Here is a 21,706-nt window from a genome sequence, read left to right on the forward strand (position 1 = left end):
AAAGGCGCGTGAAGGTGCAGAATTAAGCATGCGCGCACAATTCTTCCTCGAGACGGCATCTCTGCTCGCATTGCTCTTGGCGCTCGGCTGCGCCGAGAGCAGCTCGATCGACGGTCCCATCGGGCCAGTTTCGGGCACGGGAGGCGGCTCGGGCGCGGGCGGCGAATCGTCCGCGAGCAGCAGCGCCACGACCGCGTCATCGAGCAGCAGCGCGGCCGCCACGAGCGGCTCGGGCGGGGGCGAAGGCGGCTCGGGCAGGGGTGAAGGCGGCTCGGGCGGGGGCGAAGGCGGCTCGGGTGGAGAGGCGGGCAGCGAAGAGGCGGGCGGGGGCGGCGGTGGGGTCACGGATCCGTGCGCGCTGGGATGCTTGCCGGGCACACACGACCTGGACGGCAATCTCCTCACGGGCGAGTGCGGCTGTGAATACGCGTGTACGCCGACCGCGGCGGGTGCGGCGGGCGAGGATCCGATCGACGGCGAGTTCATCGATGACAACTGCGATGGCGGCGACGGGCTCGTGGAGCAGTGTATCTACGTCTCGGCGAGCACGGGGGACGACGCCAGCAGCGGGACGCGCAACGCGCCGGTGGAGACGATCGCCAAGGCCATTCAGGTGGCGCAAGCGGGCGGGGTCCCGGCGGTCTGCCTGTCGGGCGAGCTGTACCAGGAGGCGGTCACGGTCGTGTCCGGCATCAGCATCTACGGTGGGTTCGATCACAACAACGCTGACTTCAAGTTCCGGAGGACGAGCTCGGTGACCACCACCGTGAGCGCGACAGGCACGGTGTTCCAGGCGCCGTCGATCGCGCAGCCGACGCACATCGAGGGCATCTCGATAGAGGCGCTGAGCCCGTCGTCGGCCGGCGCGAGCACCTATGGAGTGCGCCTCGGCGGGGGGACGGCGGATCTCTTCGTGCGGTTCAACCAGATCAACGTGGAGGAGGGCCGGGCCGGCGCCGCGGGGACGAACGGGGCGGCGCACGCGGCGGGGACGGCGACCTCGGGGAATGCGGGAGAGCAGGGCTGCAACGACTGCAGCGGCCTCGGCAATGCCGGCCCGGCGCCAGTGTGCGACGAGCCTGGCGGCAGAGGCGGGTATGGTGGACATGGCTCTAACACCGGAGCGGCCGGCCATCCGGGCAGCCGGGGCGCGGAGGGCGGCGCGGGCGGCGCCCCGTTGCGCTGCTTCAGGACCCGGTCGGCAGGACACGATGGAACGCCGGGCATGGCGGGGTCGCAGGGGATGCCGGGGACGGGGGGCGCGAATCTCGGCAGCATCGCCTCGGGTATCTACCAGCCTGCGAACGGCACCAACGGGCAACCGGGAATCAACGGCGGCGGCGGCGGCGGCGCGGGCGGCGGCGGCGGCGGCTCCTGCGAGGTAGGCCCTGATGATCGCGGCGGGGGCGGCGGGAGCGGCGGATGCGGCGGGCTCGGCGGCCGCAGCGGCACGGCTGGCCGCGGTGGAGGCGGGAGCTTTGGCGTCTTCGCAGCGGCCGGACGGGTGGTCGTCTCTCGCAACGAGATCACGACCGGAAAGGGAGGGAACGGCGGCCGCGGCGGCAACGGCGGAGCGCCACAGCTCGGGGGGAACGGCGGCCCGGGCGGCCCCGGTCCTGATGACGCCGGCAACGGCGGCATCGGCGGCAAAGGTGGTCCTGGTGGCGACGGCGGCCCGGGAGCGGGCGGCGGCGGCGGCCCGAGCGCCTGCCTGGCGCGAGCCGCGAACGTCAGCTTCACGTTCGGAGGCAACAGCTGCTCGACCGGCGCCCCCGGCTACGGCGGCGCTGGCGGCACGACCCCGAGCGGCGGCGCCGCGGGCGCGGGACAGGACGGCAAGGCTGCCGCGAACCTGCAGATCAACTGACCAGCGCCGCTGAGCTGGAGAAGCTATCTCCCAACCCGTCCCAGGTCGATCTTCGTCACGACAGCGCTGAACTCTCCCGGCGCCACGACCTTCATCTCATTGCCCCAATCCAGCGTTCCGTCGTTGAGCCCGACGACCACGACGGCATTCGTCCCGGGCTCCGTGTCGATGCCAACCACCGCTTGCCCTGTCGCAGCATCACCGAAACGCCTGCTCCAGAGGTGCGCTCCGCCAGCGCTCAGCTTCGCGACAGTCCAGTCGCGCTCCTGTCTGCCGCCGAGCAGCCCGCCCCCGAAGTCGACGGCGCCTGCGGCCCCGGCGCCGAGCACGACGTCTCCAGAAGTGTCGGCGGCGACGTGAACCCGAAAGGTGAAAGAGACTCGACGTCCGATCCAAAAATACCTGACTTCGGTTCTACACCCAACTGGGACGAATCATCGCCGAATCGCAATGACCACATGTGGTTCCCCGCGGACGAGAGCTTCACGAGCAGGATATCCGAGTCCTCTGGCCCGCTGGTCTCGTGGGCGCCTCGGACCCCGTGGGCATGGATGGCAATCGCTCCTGCGAGAGCGCCAGCCGCGAGGATATCTCCACGCGCATCGACGTCGATGTCAGTCACCCAGGCACGCCCCTCTCCCAGGAGGCCAACAGTCCAATCTCGCTCCCCCGTGGACGAGAGCTTGAGCATGAAAGCTCCAGCCCCCGACGGGCTCGGGCCGATGCTTCTGTCGAAGCCGAAGTCGGTGAATCCCGTGAACCGGCCCCCCACAACGATATTACCGGCAGGATCCACCGCCACCGCCTTGGCCTCGAGGCTCGTTGTCGCCGTGGTGTATTCAGGGTCGCCCAACTGAAAGCTCCATAGCGGATTACCCGTCTCGCCGTCCAACCTCACGACAAAGGCGTCCTCGGATGCAGTGGTCAGGGTCGACGAACCCAGGCTCACCTCGCGCCTGAAAGAGCCGACCAGGACCACGTCACCGTCGGGCATAGCCGCCGAATCCAGGACAGCGAGGCGGCCCGTCCCCGTGAACAAGTTGCGCCCCCAGATCAACTTGTTGTCTGACGAGAACCTGGCCACGAAGCAGCCATTCTCGTCGAGAGTGGGCGCCGTGATGGATTCGCCAGCATCAAGCTCGATCTCTTCCTCGTACAGGCCCGACAAGACGACGCTATCGTCAGGCAGCACCGAAAGACGCGATCCCAACGCGCCATCCAAGACTTTCAGCCGCAGCCACCGGCTGAAGCCGTGGCTACCGTCCGGCTTCAGCTTGGTGAGAAAGAAAGCAAATTGAGACGATATCAGCGGCGGGCCGCCGAAATCAGTGGTACCTCGAAAGACTCCTGAGAGGAGAACATTTCCCTTCGAGTCGAGCCGAGCGCTCTCTGGAAAGACCAACTCATGGCTATCGAAGCTCTTGGCCCAGAGCACTCCTGAGCAGGAATCTTCGTCGCAGTCCTCGAACTCGTCGAGGCCCAGGACCTGGGCGCACGACGCGGCGCCCAGGAGGGCACCGAGGGCGAGCACGCGGGAGGCGCGAACGAAGAGCGGAGAAGGCGGAGCGCGGCGCATGGTGGCGTATGAGGCATCAAAGCGTCAGGCCCGTCAAGGGTGAAGCAAGATGCATAGAAGCCCTGCTCGCTCGCGCCGTAGGGCACCGCGGCTCTGTATGGGCCGACATGACTGCGCATAACGTCAGGCTCGGCTTCAGCAGCGAGTCGACATGGAGACAGAATCATGGTCGGTGGAACCGACCGAGCCCATCCCGCTCACGCTCGCACGACCCCGCTGGTCGCCCCCTCAACCCTCATGACCGCCGCAAACCCGGCCTCGCCTGGACGCCGCCCCAGCGCGCCCCGGGCGGAGCGGCCGCCACTATCGTGGATACTCGTCCGCCCGGGGCGCCGGCGCCTCCAACGCCGTGGAGGCGCCTCCGCTAGACTGGAGCAAAGCGACACGCGCCCGTGTTAACGCGTTGCGACGTCACGCCGACCGGCTAGAACGGCTCCCGGAAGCAACGAGCGCTGACGACAGGAGCCCCCATGACCACCGCAATGCAGATGCCCATGATGCCGCAGACGATGTCCCCCATGATGTCGACGCCGGATATGGCCGCTGGCGCATCCATGATGCCCGGCATGATGGGCATGGGCATGCCGATGATGCCCATGATGGGCATGATGCCCGGCGCGATGGGCATGAGCATGCCGATGATGCCCAGCATGATGGGCATGAGCATGCCGATGATGCCCGGCATGATGGGCATGGGCATGCCGATGATGCCCATGATGGGCATGATGCCCGGCATGATGGGCATGAGCATGCCGATGATGTGCAAGATGTCGTGTGAGATGACGAAGGACGGAATGACCTGCAAATTGATGCCGCCCGAGGGCATGTCGATGGACATGCTGAAGGAGCGCTGCGAGGCCATGACGAAGATGATGTCGGCCGGGATGCCCATGATGATGATGTGCGGCGGGATGCCCATGATGATGTGCACGCCCGCCACGACGAAATAGCGCGGCCGCAAACCCTCCTCGGAGCGGCGAAGCGTCGGCGCTCGCCGGCGTTCTCGCGCTGCTCCGCGCCTTCCGCTCCCCCGCCCCTTCCGCTCCCCCGTCCCTCGGCGAGGAAAGCGCCACGCCTCAGGGCGCCGACAGCGAATACGTCATCACCAGGTACATCAGCGAGTCGACGTTCGCCGGGTTGCGGTAGACGTGCGGGACATCCGCCTGGAACACGAGCGCATCGCCCGTCGCGAGCAGAAACCGCTGTCCGTCGACGCTGATTTCAACGGTCCCCTGACATACCACGATGTTCTCGGTCGTCCCGGGCGGGTGGGGATCGGCATTCTCGACGCCGAGCGAGGCCAGGTGCAGCTCGTAAAACTCGACCGTTCGCGGCGCATCGAACGGGAAGAGCGCGCGCGAGGTGAACTTGCCGTCGTGCGATGTCAGCCGCTTCGCCCGATCCCCGCGCAGCAGCATCGGGCCGCTCGCCGCGCGCTCGCTGACGAGCGCCGAGAACGGCACGCAAAGCGCGCGGGCGATCTTCCAGACGACGTTGATCGTGGGCGCGCTGCGGCCGAGCTCGACCTGGCCGAGCATCGCACGGCTCACGCCGGAGATCTTCGAGAGCCGCTCCAGCGAGAGGCCGCGCCGCGTGCGCAGCCGCCGAAGGTTCTCCCCGACAACATGCGTGAGATCCGACGGCGCGTCGTGGTGAGCGACCTCATAGGTCCACTCCTCCTCCAGCTCCTGCTCCTGCGCGACGGGCCTGGCCGGCTGCACGTCGAGCGCGACCGGAACCGCACCGTTCGCCTGGGGAAGGTCGCTGTTCTGTCGGACAGATCTCATACGAGGATGGGCGCCACTCTACACGGGATCTCAGGGTCGGCAAACCAACCAAATTCGTCGCTGCATCAGGATGAGTGGAGTCAATCATCAGGCAATTTCCGTCACTCCTAGGATGTCGCCTGAACCCGATCCGTGACGTCCCTGTCGCATTCACCTTCCCCCCTCGGCGCGTTCGCCCTCCCGAGCACGGTCGCGCTTCCTCCCAGCGTGCTTGGCCGTACGCTCACTCCCCGCAGGCTCACTCGCCGCAGGCGTCTTCCGCCCGCAGGCTCCTTCCCACGGACCGCGTCCCCGGGCGCTCGCGCTTCCCCGCTCCTCGCGCCTCGGGTCCGGCCCCGGCCGGCGGATCGGGTCGGCGCCGAACCGTCCCTACCGCCAGCGCGCCGGAGCGGCTACAACCTGGGCTCGCTGTGCGGCACGCTGACGCAGCGCGCTCGAACACCGAGGGCTTGCCGATGGACCACGACATCGACGACGTGATCGACGGCCGGTACAAGCTGATCGAGGTGGTCGGTCAGGGAGGCCAGGGCGTGGTCTACCGCGCCCTGGACCAGGAGACGGGCACGCACGTCGCCGTCAAGTACCTGAGGCCCGAGTTCGCCAGCGATCCCGCCCTGAAGACCCGCCTGCGGCGCGAGGCCCGCGCCATGGGGGAGCTGGTCGGCACCAGCGCGACCCACGTCTTCGCGTTCAGCGAGGCGGCCAACGGCACGCTCTACATCGTCATGGAGTTCCTGAAGGGCAGCGATCTCGAGACGACGCTGCGCCGGCTGGAGGCGCGGAACCAGCGGCTCCCGCTCGACGAGATCCGCGAGCTGTTCCTCCCGATCGTCGACACCCTCGACGCCGCGCACGCGCGCGGCATCGTCCACCGCGATCTGAAGCCAGCGAACATCTTCGTCCTCGACAACGACACGGGCGCTCCTTCCTCCACCTCCCCTCACGCCGGGAGCGCGCCGGCCCGCGCCGCCCATCCGGCGCCCCCCGCCGACGCGCAGCTCCCCGTCACGGGCGACGGCGCGCAGGGCCACGCCGGCGCAGCGGCGCGCGGGCGCGTGCGCTTGCTCGATTTCGGTCTTGTCAAGGTCATGCAGGCCGACCCCCTCACCCGCGAAGGCGCGATCCCCGGCTCGCCCAGCTACATCGCGCCCGAGGTATGGAAGGGCCGGCCCCAGGAGATCGACCACCGGATCGACATCTATTCGCTCGGCGCGGTGCTCTTCCGCGCGCTCGCGGGGCGCCTGCCGTTCGCCGGCGCGAGCCGGGTCGACATCCTCCTCGCCGCCGCCCGCGGCCCGCGGCCGAGCCTGCACGCCTTCCGGCCCGACCTGCTCCCCGAGGTGGACGCCTGGGTCGCGCGGGCGCTCGCCGTGGCCCCCGAGGAGCGCTTCCAGGACGTCCGCTCGCTCTGGAGCGCGCTGGAGCCGCTCCTCGATCGCGCCGTTCGATCCGGCGGCGAGGCCGCGGGCGGAGGCGCGATCCTGCGCTGAGCACGTTCCTCACCCGACCGCCTTGCGACGCGGGAAGCGGCGCTGGTAGCGTGGTGCAAACCATGCCCGAACCGAGGGCCGCAGGATGAGCTCCTCGCCCGGCCTGTTGCAGCCGAATACGCGGTTTCGCAACCGTTACCAGGTGCTGCGCGTCATCAAGGCGGGCGGCATGGGCGCCGTGTACGAGGTGATGGACGACGTCACCGCGACGCGCCGCGCGCTCAAGGTGATGCTGCCCAGCCTGCTCGACAGCGAGGAGCTGCGCGCCCGCTTCGCCCTCGAGGCCCGCATCACCGGCGTCATCGAGAGCGACCACATCGTCAGGACCTCGGACGCCGGGGTGGACGACGAGACCGGCACCCCGTTCCTCGTCATGGAGCTGCTCCGCGGCGAGGAGCTCGGCAGCCTCGTCAAGAAGCGCGGCGCCCTCCCCGCCGAGGACGTCGCGCTCTACCTGTTCCAGGCCGCGCTCGCGCTCGACAAGACGCACGCGGCGAGCATCGTCCACCGCGACCTCAAGCCGGACAACCTGTTCGTCACGGTCCGCGACGACGGCTCGCCGTGCGTGAAGATCCTCGACTTCGGGATCGCCAAGGTCATCGAGCAGCACAACGCCTCCACGCTGACGCGGCAGATGCTCGGCACGCCCGTGTACATGGCGCCGGAGCAGATCCGCGCCGAGCGCAACGTCGGCCCGCGCGCCGACATCTACGCGCTCGGGCACGTCGCGTACGCGCTCCTCGTCGGCGAGTCGTACTGGTCCCAGGAGGCCGAGGCGACCGCGTCCCCGTACATGCTGGCGGGGGAGCTCCTGCGCGGCGCGATGGAAGCGCCCAGCGCGCGCGCGGCGCGGCGGTCCTCGGCGGCGCTGCCGACGGAGTTCGACGGCTGGTTCCTCAAGGCGACGGCGCTCAAGCCCGAAGACCGCTTCGAGCGCGCGTCCATCGCGGTCAGCGCGCTCGCCGCCGCGCTCGACGTCGCCCTCCCGCGGGCCCCGCGCGTCATCCTCCTGCCGGAGCCGGCGGCGCCCGCGCCGAGCGCGAACCCGAGCCCGACCGACCCGACGCTGCCCTCGAAGCCCGGCACGGCGAAGGGCTTCGCCGAGGTGCCGACCGTCACCGTGCCGGAGCTGTCGTCGAAGACGCCTGCCTCACGCCCCGGTCCCGCCTCGAACCCCAGCCCTCCCCCGCGCTCCGTTACGCCGCCACCCAATCCGCCCTCGCGCTCCGTCCCTCCCTCGTCGTCCGCGCCGCCCGCTCCGTCGGCCGCCTCGAAGTTCGCGGAGACCCGACCCCGGACATCGCCCCTGGACCCGCCGGGCCGGACGGGCCTCTCCGGGAGCGAGCCGTTGAGGAGGTCCGAGCTCACGTCGCGGCGCGAGCGCATCGCGCAGCGGCGGTTCAACGTCAGGCCCGACACGTCGACGGGGGTCCTCCACGTGAAGGTGTGGGGGTTCTGGGACATCGACGAGGGCAAGGCGTACCTCGACGAGTTCCGTCAGAAGGCCTCGACGCTGCTCAACCTCGGGAAGCCCTGGTACGTGCTCGCCGACATCGCGGATTTCCCCCCGCAGAAGCCCGAGGTGAGCCCGTACGTCGAGCAGACGATGGCCTACGCCGTCGAGCACGGCATGCGCAAGGCGGCGAACCTCGTGAACAGCGCGCTCTCGAAGATGCAGATCTCCCGCCTGTCGGCCGCCATGGGGCTGCCCGAGTACTCGTTCTTCACCGCGGAGGCCGACGCCGTCGCGTGGCTCCTGAAGGGCTGAGCGCGAGGGGCCGAGCGACGCCGGCTGGCCACGAAGCGCCGAGCGCGAGGCCAGCCACGAAGCGCTGAGCGCGCTCAGCCGAGGACGAACCGCCGGATGCGCCCGGCGAGGCTCCGCACCTTCTCCTCGGCCTCGAGGTAGCGCTCGGCCGCGTCGCGCAGGTGGGCCTGGCGCGACGCCATGAGCAGGCTCAGCTCGATCACGAGCTGCGGGCGCGCCTCGATGATCGGCTGCAGGGCCTCCTTCGTGATCTGGTAGAGCACCACCTCGTCGACGGCGCGCACCGTCGCGGTGCGCTCCTCGCCCGTGAGCAGCGCGAACTCCCCGAAGACGGCGCCCTTCTCCAGCGCGGCGACCGTCGAGTCCTGCCCGTCGGGGTGCCGCACCAGGACCTCGACGGCGCCGGACGCGACGACGAACATCGACGAGTCCCGCTGCCCCTGCAGCACGATCCGGTCGAGCGGGCCGTACTCGATCCGGCGCGCCTTCGTGGCGAGCTTGCGGAGCTCGCGATCGAGCAGCGGCTTGAAGACCGGCGTCCGCCGGAGCAGCGTCATGAGGTCCTCGGCGCTCGCCTCGCGCGTCGCCTTGCTCGGCTCCTCCAGCTCGATCGACGCCGCGGCCCCGTGGCCGTCGCGCCGCTGCAGCGCGGCGAGGTGCGACGGGTTCTTCTCCATGTACGCCTCGAGGAGGCTCGCGTTCCGCGGGATGCACTCGTCGCCCGTGTAGTCCATGAGGTTCCGCTCGGCGGCCCACCGGGCGACGTCGTTCATCGACTTCCGGTACTGCCGGCACGCCGCGGGGAAGATGCCGTCCTGATCGCCGAAGAGCCCCGTCAGCGCCTCGGGCATCAGGCTGAGGCCGAACAGCCGCATGTCCCCCCGCTGGTGCCAGAGCGCGAAGTCGCGCCACCGCGGATCGAGGTGCGCGAGCTCCGGGAACGCGAGCACGTTGTTCTTGAGGACGGCCCGCTCCGCGTCGCGGAACACCCGGTGCCACGTCTCCTGCGCGTTCCACAGGTTGGGGCCCGCGAGCTCGATCGCCTTCTGCAGGTCCGCGTGGTGGGCGTGCAGGAAGGCGAGCGTGGCCTTCTGCTTGCGCATCAGGTTCGTCAGGCTCACGGGCCCGGCCGCGAAGAAGCCGGCCGCGCGCGGCGCGATGTGCCGCATGTCCCAGACCTGCGCCCACGCCGCGACGTCGATCGACGCGCGGATCGGCGCGAACGCCGCGCCCTCCTCGAAGGCCTCGCGCTCCCCCGGCGAGAGCATGTCCGGGTAGTCGTGCTTCACGGCCTCGAAGATGCCGAGGCACGTGAGCAGCTCGAGGTAGAGGCCCACCCTGAGCAGCCAGCGGGGGTCGGGGAGGTTGCGCCGGTGCTGCTCGAGGTCCTGATGGATGGCCCGCAGGTACAGGAGCGCCTTGTCCATGCCGATCGTCAGCACCGGGAACCACGGGTGATAACCGACGTGGAGCTCGTCGATCCCGAGCGCCCGCTGCTGGATCTCCGTGTCCGCCTTGACGAGCCGGTCGAGCAGGCGCGCGTAGAGCGAGCCGAAGCGGCCAGTGTCGAAGATCTCGATGTCCGTCGACTCGGAGGAGACCGTCCTGCCCGCCTCGCTGAGCTTGATCTCGACCCGGAGCTGCTGCCGGAACAGGCTCGCGAACGTGAACGGCTCGAAGCCGTCGGTGACGCGCCGCCGGAACGACTCGGGCAGGTCGGCCCAGAAATAGCCGCCGCCGGTCTCCTCGCCGGGGGGGTGCGGCACGAGCTGCCGCGCCGGCACGATGGTGGCGACGTAGACCGTCTGATGGAACGAGTTCCACGGGGCGGGCTCGAGCTTCGGGACGGGGTAGGACGAGGTCGAGACGATCTGCGGGCTGAGCGGCACGTCCATGAGCCCGGGCACCGGGGACGGCTCGCCGTCGCCGGGGCTCGCGGGGAGGAACCACGCGGACAGGGTCACCTCGAACGGCCGCTCGAAGGGCGCGACGAACGCGTAGAGGTCGCGCAGCCGGTAGAGCAGCCACACCTCGTCGCCCAGCTCCGACGGGTCGCCGGAGGTGTTGATGCAGCCGACGCGCTCGCTGCACCCGTGCCCCGGATAGAGCGCCTCGTCGACGGGCCGCTTGCCGGGCTCGAACGGGATGAGCTCCAGCGACGGAGACAGCTCGGCCGACTCCTCCTCCGGGCTCTGGCGCGCCTCGAGCTGGCGCAGGTACTGGCGGACCCGGGCGAGCTTGTCCTCCCAGTCCATGCCCTCCACGCGGCTCATGAGCAGCCGCTTGAACTGCCTCTGGAACTCCTTCGGGGTCATCATGCTGCGTCCACCTGAGTTGCCGGGGGCCGGACAGGCCCGACGCGAGAGCTTACCGGCTTCGCGCGCGCTGCGTCGTGCGATCAGCGCGGCGCGCGGCGTCCCGCGATCAGCGCGACGCGCGCCGCCCGGCGATCAGCGCGGAGCGCGGCGCTCCGCGATCGGGGCCGAGACCACGTCCGTGCGAGCCCCTTGCAGCGCCGCGTCTCGGAAGGTACGGGCTCAAGCCCTATGGCTATCGAGATCCGCGAGCTCCGGAAGGGCGACAAGAAGGTCCTCAAGGACTTCCTCAACGTGGTCGACACCGTCTACGAGGGTGAGCCCAACTATATCCGCCCGCTCGACTTGGACATCTCCGATCGGCTCGACAAGAAGAAGAACCCGTTCTTCGAGCACGCCGAGGGGACGGCGTGGGTGGCGTACAAGGACGGCAGGCCAGCGGGCCGGATCACCGCGCAGGTCGATCACGAGCACCTCCGGGTCCATCGCGACGACACTGGCTCCTTCGGCTTCATCGATACGATCGACGACGCCGAGACGGCCGGAGCGCTGTTCGCCGAGGCCACGGGCTGGCTGCGCGCGCGCGGGATGAAGCGCATGCGGGGCCCCTACTCGCTCTCGACCAACGAGGAGATCGGCTGCCTCATCGAGGGCTTCGAGCTCCCGCCGGTGATGATGATGCCCTACCACCGGCCGCACCAGGGCCGGCTCATCGAGCAGGCCGGGCTCGAGAAGGTGAAGGATCTCTACGCGTGGGGCTACGAGGTCGGCAACGTCCCCGCCCGGGCGCAGAAGGCCCACGCCGAGGTCCTGGCGATGCCGGAGGTGCACACGCGCTGCGGCGATCCGAAGAACCTGCTCCGCGACATCCGGATCCTCATGGACGTCTACAACGACGCCTGGAGCGATAACTGGGGCTTCGTCCCGATGACCGAGAAAGAGCTCGTCAAGTGGTCGAAGGACGTGCGGCTCATCCTGATGCCCGAGCTCACCAAGATCACGTTCATCGACGGCGAGCCGGCCGCCGTGTCGCTCGGGCTGCCCGACCTCAACCAGCTGATCAAGGACTTCCACGGCAAGCTCCTCCCCGGCGGCATCTTCAAGCTGCTGTGGCGGCTGCGCGTGCGCGGCCCGAAGCGCGGGCGCCTCGTCGTGCTCGGCATCCGCAAGAAGTGGCGCCACGTGCGGCGCTACGCCGGGCTCAGCGCCTTCCTGTACGTCGAGATGAACCGCGCGGCGCATCTGCTCGGCATGGAGGGCGGCGAGCTCGGGTGGACGCTGGAGGACAACGCCGCCATCAACGCGGGCATCCGGCTGATGGGCGGCCGGGTCCACAAGAAGTACCGCGTCTACGAGCGGGCGCTGTGATGGGCGCGGGGGCCAGCGCCGAGCGGCGCAGGCGGCTCGACGCGGGCGCCGGCAGCTCGACGTGGGCGCCAGCGCCGAGCGCCTCGGGCGCGCGCCGGGACCGTAAAGAAGGAGCGGATCGATGAGGGTGCTGGTCACGGGCGCGAGCGGGTTCCTCGGCTCGCACGTCGCCGAGCAGCTCGCGCAGCAGGGGCACAGCGTCGTCGCCCTGGTGCGGCGCTCGTCGGACACGAGGTTCCTGTCGTCGCTGCGCGGGGTCGAGCTCGCGTACGGCGCCGTCGAGGACGCGGAGAGCGTCCGCCGCGCGGTCGTCGGCCCGCCGGGCGTCGACGCGATCGTGCACTCGGCCGGGCTGGTCAAGGCGCGCGACGAGGCGGAGTTCTTCCGGGTCAACGTCGACGGCACGCGGAACCTGCTCGACGCGGCGAAGGCGGCGCCGGAGGGGGCGATACGGCGGTTCGTGTTCGTCTCGAGCCTCGCCGCCATCGGCCCGAGCCTGGACGGGCGCCCCATCGCCGCCGATGCGCGCCCGGCCCCCGTGACGCGCTACGGGCGCTCGAAGCTCGAGGCCGAGCGGCTGGTCCTCGCCGAGAAGGGCGCGTTGCCCGTGGTCGTCGTCCGCCCCCCGATGATCTATGGCCCGCGCGACCAGGAGTCGTTCGCGTTCTTCCAGAGCGTCGCGCGCCGCTTCCTCCCGATGCTCGGCGACGGCAGGAACACGCTCAGCGTGATCTACGCCTCCGACGCCGCCGCCGCGTGCATCCGGGCGATCGAGAGCGACGTGCCGAGCGGCCGCGCCTACTTCATCGACGACGGAAGCGTGTATGTGTGGCGCGACATGCTGGCGGACGTCGAGGCGGCGCTCGGCGCGCGGGCGCTCGTCCGCGTCGGCGTCCCGTTCTCGCTCATGCGCGGCGCCGCGCTCGCGAGCGAGGGGCTCGGCCGCCTCACCGGCAAGGCCGTGATGCTCACGCGCGACAAGCTGAACGAGCTCTCCGCGTCGCACTGGGTCTGCGACTCCAGCGACGCCCGCAGGGAGCTCGGCTGGGCGCCCGCGGTGGGCTGGGCGGAGGGGACGCGCCGAGCGGTCGCCTGGTACCGCGAGCACGGCTGGCTGTGACGTGACGCCGCGCCGCGCGCCGTTTGACGCTCGCCCGCGGCCTCCGTACCGTGAATGCATGTTCCGCCGTCCGCCGGGTGCCCCGGCCCTCGTCGCGATGGCGCTCGGCCTGACGGCGGCGCCCGCGCAGGCCCAGGAGCCGCCTCGAGGCGGCGCCGCCGCGGCGGCTCCGGACGCGGGCAGCGCGGCGGCGGCGCCGGCCGCGCGCGGCGCGCCGGACGCCCCCGCCGCACGGTCGGCCCTGCGCGGCGCCGTCGTGGTGGCGGTGGACGACGCGAGCGCCGAGGCGGCTCGCGCGCTCGCTCGCGCGATCTACGGCGACCCCGCGCTCCGCCCGCCCATCGACGAGGCGACAGCGCAGGTGCTCACCGGCGATCCGCCGCGCCCGGACGCGCCGGCCGCCGTGAAGGAGCTCGCGGAGGTGCGCCGCTCCGCCGGGCGCGCCGAGTCCGAGCCGGTCGCGCGCGGGCTGCTCGCGTCGCTCGGCGCGGGCGCAGGCGCGGCGCTCGTCGTCGCGGTGAGCACGGCGCACGGCCACCCCGTGGCGCGCGTGCTCCGGGTCGCGGGCGCGAGCTACGCGCCGATCGAGCTCGGCGCGACGGTCCAGCGGACCGCGGACGGCGCGGCCGCCCCCGCCGGGGCGACGTTCGACTGGCCGGGCGCGGGCGCGGCCGTCCGCGCGCTGCTCGCTGGAGACGAACGGAGCGGAGGCGCGGCGGGTCGCGCCGCGACGCCGCCCGCGCCCGCCTCATCGCCGCGCGGCGCCTTGGGACCTCGCGCCGACGTCACCCAGGCGGCGCCGAAGTCCGCGAACGGCGGCGCCAGCTCGTCGGAGCCGTCGGAGCGGCGCTCGACGTGGAGCTCCCCCTGGTTCTGGGGCCCGCTCGCGGGCGTGGTCGCCACGGGGATCGTCGTGGTGGTGCTGGCCCAGACGGGCGGCGATTCCGGCGACACCGTGCACCTCCGGGGTCGGATCGCGCCATGACGCGCTCCTCCCGGCGCAGCCCAGCGGGGTTGGGGCTGAGGCTCGCCGCGCTCCTCTGCGTCGCGATCGTCGCCGCGCCCGCGCGGCTCGCCGGCGCCGCGCCCCGCGTCTACGACGCGCCCGCCGCGTCGAGCGACGGCGGCGCCGATCTTCCCGTGCCGCCGCCGCCGCCGGCGTACCACACCGAGGATCTCGGCTGGATCGAGTTCGCCTATCACCCGTCCACCCGCGACCGTGTCCGCCCTCTGATCGCCCGCGCCGGCGATCTGCGCGCCGAGCTCGGCGCCCTGCTCGGCCGCGACGTGCTGACCGCGCCGGTGAAGGTCCGGATCGCGGATGTGCCCGCCGAGCTCGACGACCTCGTCCCCAGGGGCCTCGCTGGCCCCGTGACGGCCGTCTCGTTCGGCGCGCTGCGGCTCGCGGTCCTGAGCGCCTCTCCGCGGCTCGGCGCCGAGACGCCCGATCTCGAGGGCGCCTTCCGTCACGCGCTCGCGCACCTCGCCCTGGATGAAGCGACCGGAGGCGCCGTGGTCCCGCGCTGGTTCCACGAGGGGTTCGCCGCCCACGTGGCCGGTGAGCGCGTCGCTCGGCGCGCGCAGGTGCTCTCGGTCGCCGCGCTCCGGGGGCGCCTCCTCCCGCTCGACGAGCTCGAAGCGAGCCTCGCGGGCGCCGAGGACACGGCCGGCTCGCTGCCCTATGCGCAGGCGGCCGACGTCGTCCGCTTCCTCGTCGAGGACGAGCGGCGGCAGAGCTTCGTGCGTGCCCTGGCTCGGGTGCGCAGCGGCGTGCCGCTCGAGGCCGCGCTCGGGGCCGCCTATGTCTCGACAGGCCGAGAGATCGAGCTCGCGTGGCGCGCCAACGTCGCGCGGCGCTACGGCTTCGTCCCGGTGCTGGCTGGCTCGCTGCTGGCGCTCGGGCTGCTCGTCTCCGGCCGGCTGGCCGTGCGGCGGCTCCGCAGCCGGAGGTCGCCGCCGCCTCCCGCGCCGCGCCGGCGGCTCCGCGCGGTGTCGGAGGCGCGCCACCGCCCTGCGCGCCCGTCCACGGTCCAGCTCGTCGCCACCCTGGGCGCGCGTCACCGCAACGAGGCCGACGGCGACGCGGACGTCCCGAAGGTGGAGCACAACGGCCAGTGGCACACGCTCCATTGAACGCCGCCGAGGAGGCCCGTCGGCCCGATCCCGCCGGACCGCAGCGCCGCCTGACGGAGCTCGCGCTCGGCGCGGCCTGGCTCGTCGGCCTCGCCGCGGCCCTGCAGATCGTGTCCGTGCTCCTGTCGTCGAGCCCGCTCGCGGCGGCGCTCGGCGGCGCGGTCGTCGCCGACGTCGTCGCGGCGCGGGCCGGCGTGCAGTGGACCGACCCTCTGGAGCCGGACGGCCCAGGCCGCCGCGCGCGCATCGCCCGTCGCGTCGGGCTCGGCGCTGCGCTGGGCGCGCTCGCCGTGCTGATCACGCTCGGCGTCTCCGCGGTGCTCGGCTGGGCGACCGTCGAGGCCGGGGCGCCCTCGGCGAGCCTCGGCTTCGCCCTGGCGCGCTCGATCGCCCTCGCTGTCCGCGACGAGCTCCTGCTCACCGGCATCCCCTTCGCCGCCGCGGCGCGCGCCGGCCTCTCGCCTCGCCCCGCGCTTGTCTTCTCCGCCCTCGCGCACGGCGCCGCGCTCGGGCTCGCGCCGGGCGCGTCCCCGTCGAGCTTCGCCCTCGCGACCGCGCTCGGCGCGCTCGCCGCGGCGCTCTTCCTGCGCGCCCGCGGCGTGTTCGCGGCGGTCGCCGTCCACGCGAGCTTCACCTCGCTCGCCGGCGCAGGTCTGCGCGGCGCCCTGCTCGACGCCACGTGGACCCACGGCGCGCTCGCCACGGGGACGCAAGCCTTCGGCCGGCCTGCCTGGCTCGGCGCGGCCGTGCTCGCGATCCTCGCCGCGCTCACGCTCCGCGCCGGCGCCCGGCAGCCTGACCGTCCAGCGCGGTGAGCGCCTCCGCCCCGCGCGGCCGCCACGGAGCTCTCGCCGCCGCGCCGGCATGAAGCGCGCCGCACCCGCGTTGTAGCTCCGGACAGCGGCGCTGGCGGCGCGACGTCCATCGCAGCGGCGCACTCGGCCGCTCCCCTTCCACCTCCGGCGTCCGGCTTCCAGCGCTCGGCGCGTCACATCCACCGGACCGACACCGACATTTCACAGCGCCGTGAGAGCACGTGCCGCGCGAGCGGCTCGCAGGCGAACACGCGCGATGTCCCACAGCGCCTCACCCCTCGGACACGGCTATGTCATATTTCAGCGCACCGCGTCAAGCACACATTGACGCGCCGCCTTCGAGGAACCAACGATCAGGTATGCATTGCGAAAGGATCGTTCGGATTGCGCCGATGATGCTGCTCGCGCTCGTGTCGACGGGCTGCGGCATGGCGACGATGATCGACACGAACACGCGCTCCATCCAGGCAACGACGGAGGAGATGCGGCGGACCCGCGCGACGATCGAGGATTCGAATCAGACGCTGCGGAGCTCGCAGGAGAGCATCGATCGGCTCGCCGAGCTGCGTCAGCCGATGGAGAAGCTCGCCGAGATGCAGGCGGCGATGGAGCGGCTGGCCGAGCTCAAGGGGTCGATGGACGCAATGCAGCAGAGCATGCGCGAGACCGCGCGACTCAAGGAGTCGATGGATCGGCTGAGCCAGATGGAGGCCACCATCGCCGCGATGAACGAGAGCCTCGTGAGTATCCGCGGCCCGCTCACGGACGTCGCCGCCCTGAACGCGCCGATGCGTGATGTCGCCGCCCTGGACGCGCCGATGCGCGACGTCGCCGGGCTGAAGCAGCCGATGGAGCAGGTCGCGACGCTGCGCGAGCCGATGAAGGAGGTGAGCAAGCTGTCGGCCCCGATGGAGCAGATCAGCCAGATCGGGGGCGATTCGTCGCGCCAGACCGGCCTCGTCGCCGTCGGCCTGCTCGGCTGGGGCGTCGTGACGTTCCTCGGCGTGTACTTCGGCGTCCAGGCCGGCACCCGCCGCCAGCAGCGCCTGGCGCAGGGAGATCGGGACTCCAGCGCGGGGCCGGCGCCTGCCGAGCCCGCGCCGCGCGTCCTCTCCGAGAGCCGGAGCTTCGAGCGCCGGGCCCAGATCAAGTCGATGTGATCGAGCTCTGCCGGACGCCTGTCCGGCCGGCGAGCGGCGGAGTCACCCGCCGCCCGCCGTCACATCATCCACCGATCAACGATACGTGTCCCAGTGCGCCGACATGCGATCGGCCTGCCCTGCAGTGAACCCATCCATGCAGGAGTCGTCGGTGTAATCCATGAAGTTCTGGACCGGGTCGAGCCCACCTCCCCGGCAGCTGTCCCTGTTCAGCGGGCAGCCATACGCGGCGCTGCGCTCGGACGCCGTATCCGCCACGCCATCGCCGCTCTTGTTGCAGCCGCCTTCGAACGTGTGGAAGAGGCCGAGCCAGTGACCGACCTCATGCGTACCGGTATCTCCCTCGTTGTACGGCGCCGCATTGCCGCCGGGCAACGTGGAATGGAGCAGGACGACGCCGTCGTCGCTCGGACGGGCCGCGTAGCTCGAGGGGAACGTCGCCCAGCCCAGCAGACCGCCGCCCGGGTTGGCCGTGTAGAGATTGAGGTGGTCTGGCCCACCAATACGGAGCGCCGCCTTGGCCTGCCGCTCGGCCGCGGAGCCCGACGACATGGTGTACCAGGTCGCGTTCCTCGTCCGATCGACCGAGGCCAGTGTGAAGCTGAAGCGGGTGCTCGCGTACGCCTCGTTGAGCACCTCGATCTGCTCCGCGATCATCCCGTCCGTCACGTCGCCGTTCGACACGCCCACGCCCTTGTTGATGACGTGGACGTGCACGGGGATCTCGACCGCCGCGCCCGCCGAGAACCCGAGCGCCATCCGGCTGCGGACGAACTGCTCGACGGCTTCCTTCTCACCGTCGCTCAGCTCGACGGTCGCGCAGCCGCGCCGCAGGGGCGCCGGCGCTGCCTCGACCTGCTCATCAGGCACGACGTCGGCGACGGCCGGCGCATCCTCCGCGGGGGTCGAGGGGTCGGCGCCGCACGCGACGCCCAAGGCAGCGATCAAGACTAAGGCAAATACATCCGCACACGTCCGAGCTCGCATGGACACTCTCCTTGGTTCATTTCCCCGCAAAGGAAGCATGAATATAACTCCGCGATCACAATCGGTTCAATTCCAAAAGGGCTGATTCCACTCGCGACGACAAAGGAAGATTCCACGTCTTGGTCGTTCTGGTCGTCTTGGTCGTCTTGCGTGTCTTGCGCCCTCTCGCCGAACGCCGACAGGACCCCGGGACACGCAGAGCGATGACGAGGCGCGAGGGCCCGCGTGGAACGGACACGCCGATTGCTCCAACTTGGATCGATCGCTCCATTATGGAGCACACGTCGAGAGCGGCGCGGACCGAGGGAGCCCCCCCTCGACTCGAGATCAGACGATGCGGACCCGGCCGTTCCGCCTGTTCCATGTCCTCCGCGCTTCGGGGTCAGCGCCGGAGGAGCTCACCCCGATTTCGAGGCGCTTTCCCGAAAAGCGCCGCACCGCGCGCCCATCCGCCTGGTCTGTGCAGTTCGAGCGACGCTCAAAACCAGGTGCACGACGTCATCCAAACTCTCCGCCTGCCACATTCTCTCGCAGCCGGGTCGGCGCTCGTCGCCGCCGGTCCTCTCGGGGCCGCGCTGGGCACGCGCGCACGCGGCCCGAGCGGGAGCAGACGCTGCGTTCTCGCTGACGGTGGCGCGGCGGGCTCGGCGGCGATCTTGCGATCTCGCCCACACTGGCGCGCGGCCGACCCGGGCGCTGCGCGACCGGCGGCGGCGATGCATCGTGATTGCAGTACCCTCCTGGCGACGGTAGATGTCTTGCATGGCGCGTACGAAAGCAGGTCAGTCCGCGGAAGAGCTCCGTGAGCAGATCCGGGCGGCCGGCTTGCGAGCCACCTCGCCGCGCATCGCGGTGCTCCAGAGCCTCGGCCGCTCGCGGACGCCCGTCAGCCATGCGGAGCTCGCTGCTGAGCTCGCCCCGAAAGGGTGGGATCGCGCCACCATCTACCGGAACCTGATCGACTTGACCAACGCCGGGCTCGTGCGCCGCACCGACATGGGCGACCACCTCTGGCGGTTCGAGCTGCGGGAGGCCACCGGCGCCCACGCGGCGGACGAGCACCCGCACTTCATGTGCGACACGTGCGGCGATGTGCTCTGCCTCCCTGACGAGAGCATCGAAATCAAGGCGGCGCGCGGCGCGCCGCGCGCGTTGCGGCGCAAGGGACTCCAGATCCAGATCAAGGGTCGCTGCGATCGGTGCGTGCAGGCCTGAGCGGCGGAGCAGCCCCCGGGCATCGGCGACCCCCGGCCACCGGCGGCCCCGAGCCGCGTGAATGACGCGGCGCTCAGCGGCCGCAGGCGGCTGTCCGCATCTTGGTTGCAACACCAATTTGATATTGATTAGGCCACGTGGCTCGGGCATAGCCCACCGCGCCCATGCTCGCGCTCGCCGTCGCCCTGTCGATCGCCGGCCTCGCCGCGGGGCCGCTCCTCGTGGCGCTCGGCCGGCGCCAGGCGCTGCCGACGTCGGCGCTCGACGGGCTGACGCTCGGCCTCGTGCCCGCGCTCGTGCTCACGCGCCACCTGCCGCACGTGGTCGAGGAGATCGGGGCGCAGGCGGTCCTCTGGGCGGCGCTCGGGTACGCGGCGCTCGGGCTCACGGAGCACAGGAGGCGTGACACCGGCGAGGTGCTGGGGCGGGAGATCGCGTTCTCGGCGCTCGCCGTGCACGGGTTGCTCGACGGCGCCGGGCTCGCGCTGGCCGTGGCCGCGGCCGACAGCGGCGCGGACGGGGTGCTCTTCGCGAGCGCCGTCCTCGTGCACCGGCTGCCCGAGGGGCTGTCGCTCGCGGCGCGCTTTCTGCCCGCCTGGGGGTGGCGGCAGCTCGCCGCGCGCCTCGGGCTCCTCGGGCTGCTCACGGTGCTCGGCGCCGTCCTCGGCCAGCGCGCCATGGAGAGCCTCCCTCACGAGTCGTTCGAGGTGTTCATCGCGTTCGGCCTCGGTGTCCTCCTGCGGCTCGTGGTCCACACGCACGAGGCGCCGCCTCGGAGCGCGCGCGCGCGGACCACGAGCGCGATCGCCTTCGCCTCGGGGCTCTGCGTCGCGCTCGCGCTCCCCAGCCCGGAGAGCTCCTTCACGAGCGCGCACGCGTCCGAGCTGTCGATCGCGGAGTCGCTCGGCCCGCTGTTCGTCGAGACGGCGCCCGCCATGCTCGCCGGGCTCGCCATGGCGGGGCTCCTGCGCGCGTTCTCTCCGAGCGTCCTGCGTCGCTCGACCGGCTGGCTGCGCGGCGGTGCGGCGCTGCCCCGGGCCGCCCGCAGCCTGGCGTCTGGGCTGCCGCTGCCCCTCTGCGCCTGTGGCGTTGCGCCGCGCATGCAGCGGCTCCCGCGCGCGAGCGCGCCGGTCGCCGCGGTCGTCGCCGTCGTCCTCTGCGCCCCGGCGCTCGATCCCGCCGGCGCGCTGCTCTCGCTGCGGGTGCTCGGCCTGCCGTTCACCGCGGCGCGCGTCGCGGGCGGCGCGCTCCTCGCCGTGCTGGTCGCGCTCCTCGTCGCCAGGGTGGCCGGGGCGCCAGGATCGAGCGCTGCGCCTCCCTGCGGCGCGCCGCCCGTCATGGCAGGGGCCGTGGCGTCGCCGGGCGCGCGGCTCCGCGCCGCCGTCGCCGAAGCCGTAGGTCCAGCGCTCGATCACGTGGCCGCCTGGTACGTCGTGGGCCTGACGCTCGCCGCCGTCCTCGAGGCGTCCATCGCGCCGGCCGCAGCGCGCGTGCTCGACGCGCCGGCCGACGTCCTCGTGAGCGCGCTCCTCGCGGTGCCCGCTCACGTGTGCGCGCAAGGCGCGGCGCCGCTCGCCGCGGCGATGATCCACAAGGGGCTCCCGGTCGGCGCGGCGCTCGCGTTCCTCGTGGCGGGGCCCGCGACCCACATCGCGGCGCTCGGCGCGCTGCATCGGGCGTTCGGAGCGCGCGCCGCCGCCGTCTCCGCGCTCTTCAGCGTCGCCTTCGCCGTCGCGCTCGGCCTCGTCGCGAACGCCTTCGTCCCCCTCTCGGCGGTCCCGGACCTCCACGATCTCGCGCCCCAGGAGCACTCCACCATCGCGTGGGTCTGCGCGGCCGCGCTCGGCGCGCTCCTGCTCTCCAGCTTCATGAGGCTCGGCCCTCGCGCATGGTTCGGCGGCATGCGCGGCGCCGGCGATACCGGTGCGCCCGGGTCAGAGGAGCCGCATGGGCCCTGCGCACACGCGCATCGCTGCAGCGCGAGCGGCGCACCGGACGACCACGGCGCGCCGCCCGCCTGACGCCGGGCTCCCCGGAACGTCGTTCCAGGAGATCCCCTCGCCGGTCTCCCTCATGCGCCGCTCGCCGGTCTCCTTCGCGTGTCG

Annotated in this window: 16 protein-coding genes; 11 read left to right on the forward strand and 5 right to left on the reverse strand. The window is 71.8% G+C overall.

Features of this window, described 5'->3' with window-relative positions; all coding sequences use genetic code 11:
- Positions 1–28: 28 nt before the first annotated feature.
- A complete protein-coding gene (locus WMF29_RS38240) occupies positions 29–1,867 on the forward strand; it encodes a PE-PGRS family protein (RefSeq protein ID WP_437325038.1) in 1,839 nt (612 codons plus the stop codon).
- A gap of 238 nt (positions 1,868–2,105) precedes the next feature.
- Here WMF29_RS38240 and WMF29_RS38245 read toward each other — a convergent pair whose 3' ends face one another.
- The 3 genes from WMF29_RS38245 to WMF29_RS38255 all read right to left on the reverse strand — a co-directional run bounded on the left by WMF29_RS38245 (position 2,106) and on the right by WMF29_RS38255 (position 5,230).
- Positions 2,106–3,443 carry a hypothetical protein gene (locus WMF29_RS38245; RefSeq protein WP_437325039.1) on the reverse strand — a complete coding sequence of 446 codons (1,338 nt, stop codon included), beginning with the start codon at positions 3,441–3,443 and terminating at the stop codon, positions 2,106–2,108.
- Between the two features lie 424 nt (positions 3,444–3,867).
- Positions 3,868–4,404 carry a hypothetical protein gene (locus tag WMF29_RS38250; RefSeq protein WP_437325040.1) on the reverse strand — a complete coding sequence of 179 codons (537 nt, stop codon included), beginning with the start codon at positions 4,402–4,404 and terminating at the stop codon, positions 3,868–3,870.
- A 115-nt stretch (positions 4,405–4,519) separates the two neighbouring features.
- Positions 4,520–5,230, reverse strand: coding sequence for a helix-turn-helix domain-containing protein (locus WMF29_RS38255; RefSeq protein ID WP_437325041.1), 711 nt, complete (start codon positions 5,228–5,230; stop codon positions 4,520–4,522).
- 455 nt (positions 5,231–5,685) lie between these two features.
- Between WMF29_RS38255 and WMF29_RS38260 the strand changes: the two genes are divergently transcribed.
- Both WMF29_RS38260 and WMF29_RS38265 read left to right on the forward strand, forming a co-directional pair.
- Positions 5,686–6,720 carry a serine/threonine-protein kinase gene (locus tag WMF29_RS38260; RefSeq protein WP_437325042.1) on the forward strand — a complete coding sequence of 345 codons (1,035 nt, stop codon included), beginning with the start codon at positions 5,686–5,688 and terminating at the stop codon, positions 6,718–6,720.
- 85 nt (positions 6,721–6,805) lie between these two features.
- Positions 6,806–8,488 (forward strand): serine/threonine-protein kinase, encoded by a 1,683-nt coding sequence (locus tag WMF29_RS38265; RefSeq protein ID WP_437325043.1) that lies wholly within the window; start codon positions 6,806–6,808, stop codon positions 8,486–8,488.
- Positions 8,489–8,562: 74 nt separating this feature from the next.
- Here WMF29_RS38265 and WMF29_RS38270 read toward each other — a convergent pair whose 3' ends face one another.
- Positions 8,563–10,806 carry a cyclic nucleotide-binding domain-containing protein gene (locus tag WMF29_RS38270; protein ID WP_437325044.1) on the reverse strand — a complete coding sequence of 748 codons (2,244 nt, stop codon included), beginning with the start codon at positions 10,804–10,806 and terminating at the stop codon, positions 8,563–8,565.
- Between the two features lie 228 nt (positions 10,807–11,034).
- Here WMF29_RS38270 and WMF29_RS38275 point away from each other — a divergent pair, with 228 nt between their 5' ends.
- The 6 genes from WMF29_RS38275 (at position 11,035) to WMF29_RS38300 (ending at position 17,399) form a co-directional block, all read left to right on the forward strand.
- The gene (locus WMF29_RS38275) at positions 11,035–12,171 is read left to right on the forward strand and encodes a hypothetical protein (RefSeq protein WP_272102888.1); all 1,137 of its coding nucleotides are present in this window, start codon (positions 11,035–11,037) and stop codon (positions 12,169–12,171) included.
- Positions 12,172–12,292: 121 nt separating this feature from the next.
- Positions 12,293–13,291 carry an NAD-dependent epimerase/dehydratase family protein gene (locus WMF29_RS38280; RefSeq protein WP_437325045.1) on the forward strand — a complete coding sequence of 333 codons (999 nt, stop codon included), beginning with the start codon at positions 12,293–12,295 and terminating at the stop codon, positions 13,289–13,291.
- A gap of 58 nt (positions 13,292–13,349) precedes the next feature.
- Positions 13,350–14,276 carry a hypothetical protein gene (locus tag WMF29_RS38285; protein ID WP_437325046.1) on the forward strand — a complete coding sequence of 309 codons (927 nt, stop codon included), beginning with the start codon at positions 13,350–13,352 and terminating at the stop codon, positions 14,274–14,276.
- The gene (locus WMF29_RS38290; RefSeq protein ID WP_437325047.1) at positions 14,273–15,424 is read left to right on the forward strand and encodes a peptidase MA family metallohydrolase; all 1,152 of its coding nucleotides are present in this window, start codon (positions 14,273–14,275) and stop codon (positions 15,422–15,424) included. Before WMF29_RS38285 ends, WMF29_RS38290 begins: the two co-directional genes overlap by 4 nt.
- Positions 15,406–16,239 (forward strand): CPBP family glutamic-type intramembrane protease, encoded by an 834-nt coding sequence (locus WMF29_RS38295; RefSeq protein ID WP_437325048.1) that lies wholly within the window; start codon positions 15,406–15,408, stop codon positions 16,237–16,239. Before WMF29_RS38290 ends, WMF29_RS38295 begins: the two co-directional genes overlap by 19 nt.
- 392 nt (positions 16,240–16,631) lie before the next feature.
- Entirely contained in the window at positions 16,632–17,399 is a 768-nt protein-coding gene (locus tag WMF29_RS38300) for a hypothetical protein (RefSeq protein WP_437325049.1), read from the forward strand.
- 75 nt (positions 17,400–17,474) lie between these two features.
- Here WMF29_RS38300 and WMF29_RS38305 read toward each other — a convergent pair whose 3' ends face one another.
- Complete coding sequence (locus WMF29_RS38305; protein WP_437325050.1) at positions 17,475–18,386, reverse strand: zinc metalloprotease; 912 nt, start codon at positions 18,384–18,386, stop codon at positions 17,475–17,477.
- 762 nt (positions 18,387–19,148) lie between these two features.
- Here WMF29_RS38305 and WMF29_RS38310 point away from each other — a divergent pair.
- A complete protein-coding gene (locus tag WMF29_RS38310) occupies positions 19,149–19,601 on the forward strand; it encodes a Fur family transcriptional regulator (protein WP_272102881.1) in 453 nt (150 codons plus the stop codon).
- A 164-nt stretch (positions 19,602–19,765) separates the two neighbouring features.
- Positions 19,766–21,622 (forward strand): permease, encoded by a 1,857-nt coding sequence (locus WMF29_RS38315; RefSeq protein WP_437325051.1) that lies wholly within the window; start codon positions 19,766–19,768, stop codon positions 21,620–21,622.
- Positions 21,623–21,706 lie beyond the last annotated feature (84 nt).

Source organism: Sorangium sp. So ce381, assembly GCF_051473845.1.
Classification (GTDB): Bacteria; Myxococcota_A; Polyangia; order Polyangiales; family Polyangiaceae; genus Sorangium; species Sorangium atrum.

Excerpts from the sequence above, each read along its gene's own strand:
- WMF29_RS38255 (WP_437325041.1), bottom strand. The coding sequence starts at position 5,230 with ATGAGATCTGTCCGACAGAACAGCGACCTTCCCCAGGCGAACGGTGCG.
- WMF29_RS38275 (WP_272102888.1), top strand. The coding sequence starts at position 11,035 with ATGGCTATCGAGATCCGCGAGCTCCGGAAGGGCGACAAGAAGGTCCTC.
- WMF29_RS38305 (WP_437325050.1), bottom strand. The coding sequence starts at position 18,386 with ATGCGAGCTCGGACGTGTGCGGATGTATTTGCCTTAGTCTTGATCGCT.
- WMF29_RS38240 (WP_437325038.1), top strand. The coding sequence starts at position 29 with ATGCGCGCACAATTCTTCCTCGAGACGGCATCTCTGCTCGCATTGCTC.
- WMF29_RS38280 (WP_437325045.1), top strand. The coding sequence starts at position 12,293 with ATGAGGGTGCTGGTCACGGGCGCGAGCGGGTTCCTCGGCTCGCACGTC.
- WMF29_RS38285 (WP_437325046.1), top strand. The coding sequence starts at position 13,350 with ATGTTCCGCCGTCCGCCGGGTGCCCCGGCCCTCGTCGCGATGGCGCTC.
- WMF29_RS38260 (WP_437325042.1), top strand. The coding sequence starts at position 5,686 with ATGGACCACGACATCGACGACGTGATCGACGGCCGGTACAAGCTGATC.
- WMF29_RS38265 (WP_437325043.1), top strand. The coding sequence starts at position 6,806 with ATGAGCTCCTCGCCCGGCCTGTTGCAGCCGAATACGCGGTTTCGCAAC.
- WMF29_RS38245 (WP_437325039.1), bottom strand. The coding sequence starts at position 3,443 with ATGCGCCGCGCTCCGCCTTCTCCGCTCTTCGTTCGCGCCTCCCGCGTG.
- WMF29_RS38310 (WP_272102881.1), top strand. The coding sequence starts at position 19,149 with ATGGCGCGTACGAAAGCAGGTCAGTCCGCGGAAGAGCTCCGTGAGCAG.
- WMF29_RS38300 (WP_437325049.1), top strand. The coding sequence starts at position 16,632 with ATGATGCTGCTCGCGCTCGTGTCGACGGGCTGCGGCATGGCGACGATG.
- WMF29_RS38315 (WP_437325051.1), top strand. The coding sequence starts at position 19,766 with ATGCTCGCGCTCGCCGTCGCCCTGTCGATCGCCGGCCTCGCCGCGGGG.
- WMF29_RS38290 (WP_437325047.1), top strand. The coding sequence starts at position 14,273 with ATGACGCGCTCCTCCCGGCGCAGCCCAGCGGGGTTGGGGCTGAGGCTC.
- WMF29_RS38270 (WP_437325044.1), bottom strand. The coding sequence starts at position 10,806 with ATGATGACCCCGAAGGAGTTCCAGAGGCAGTTCAAGCGGCTGCTCATG.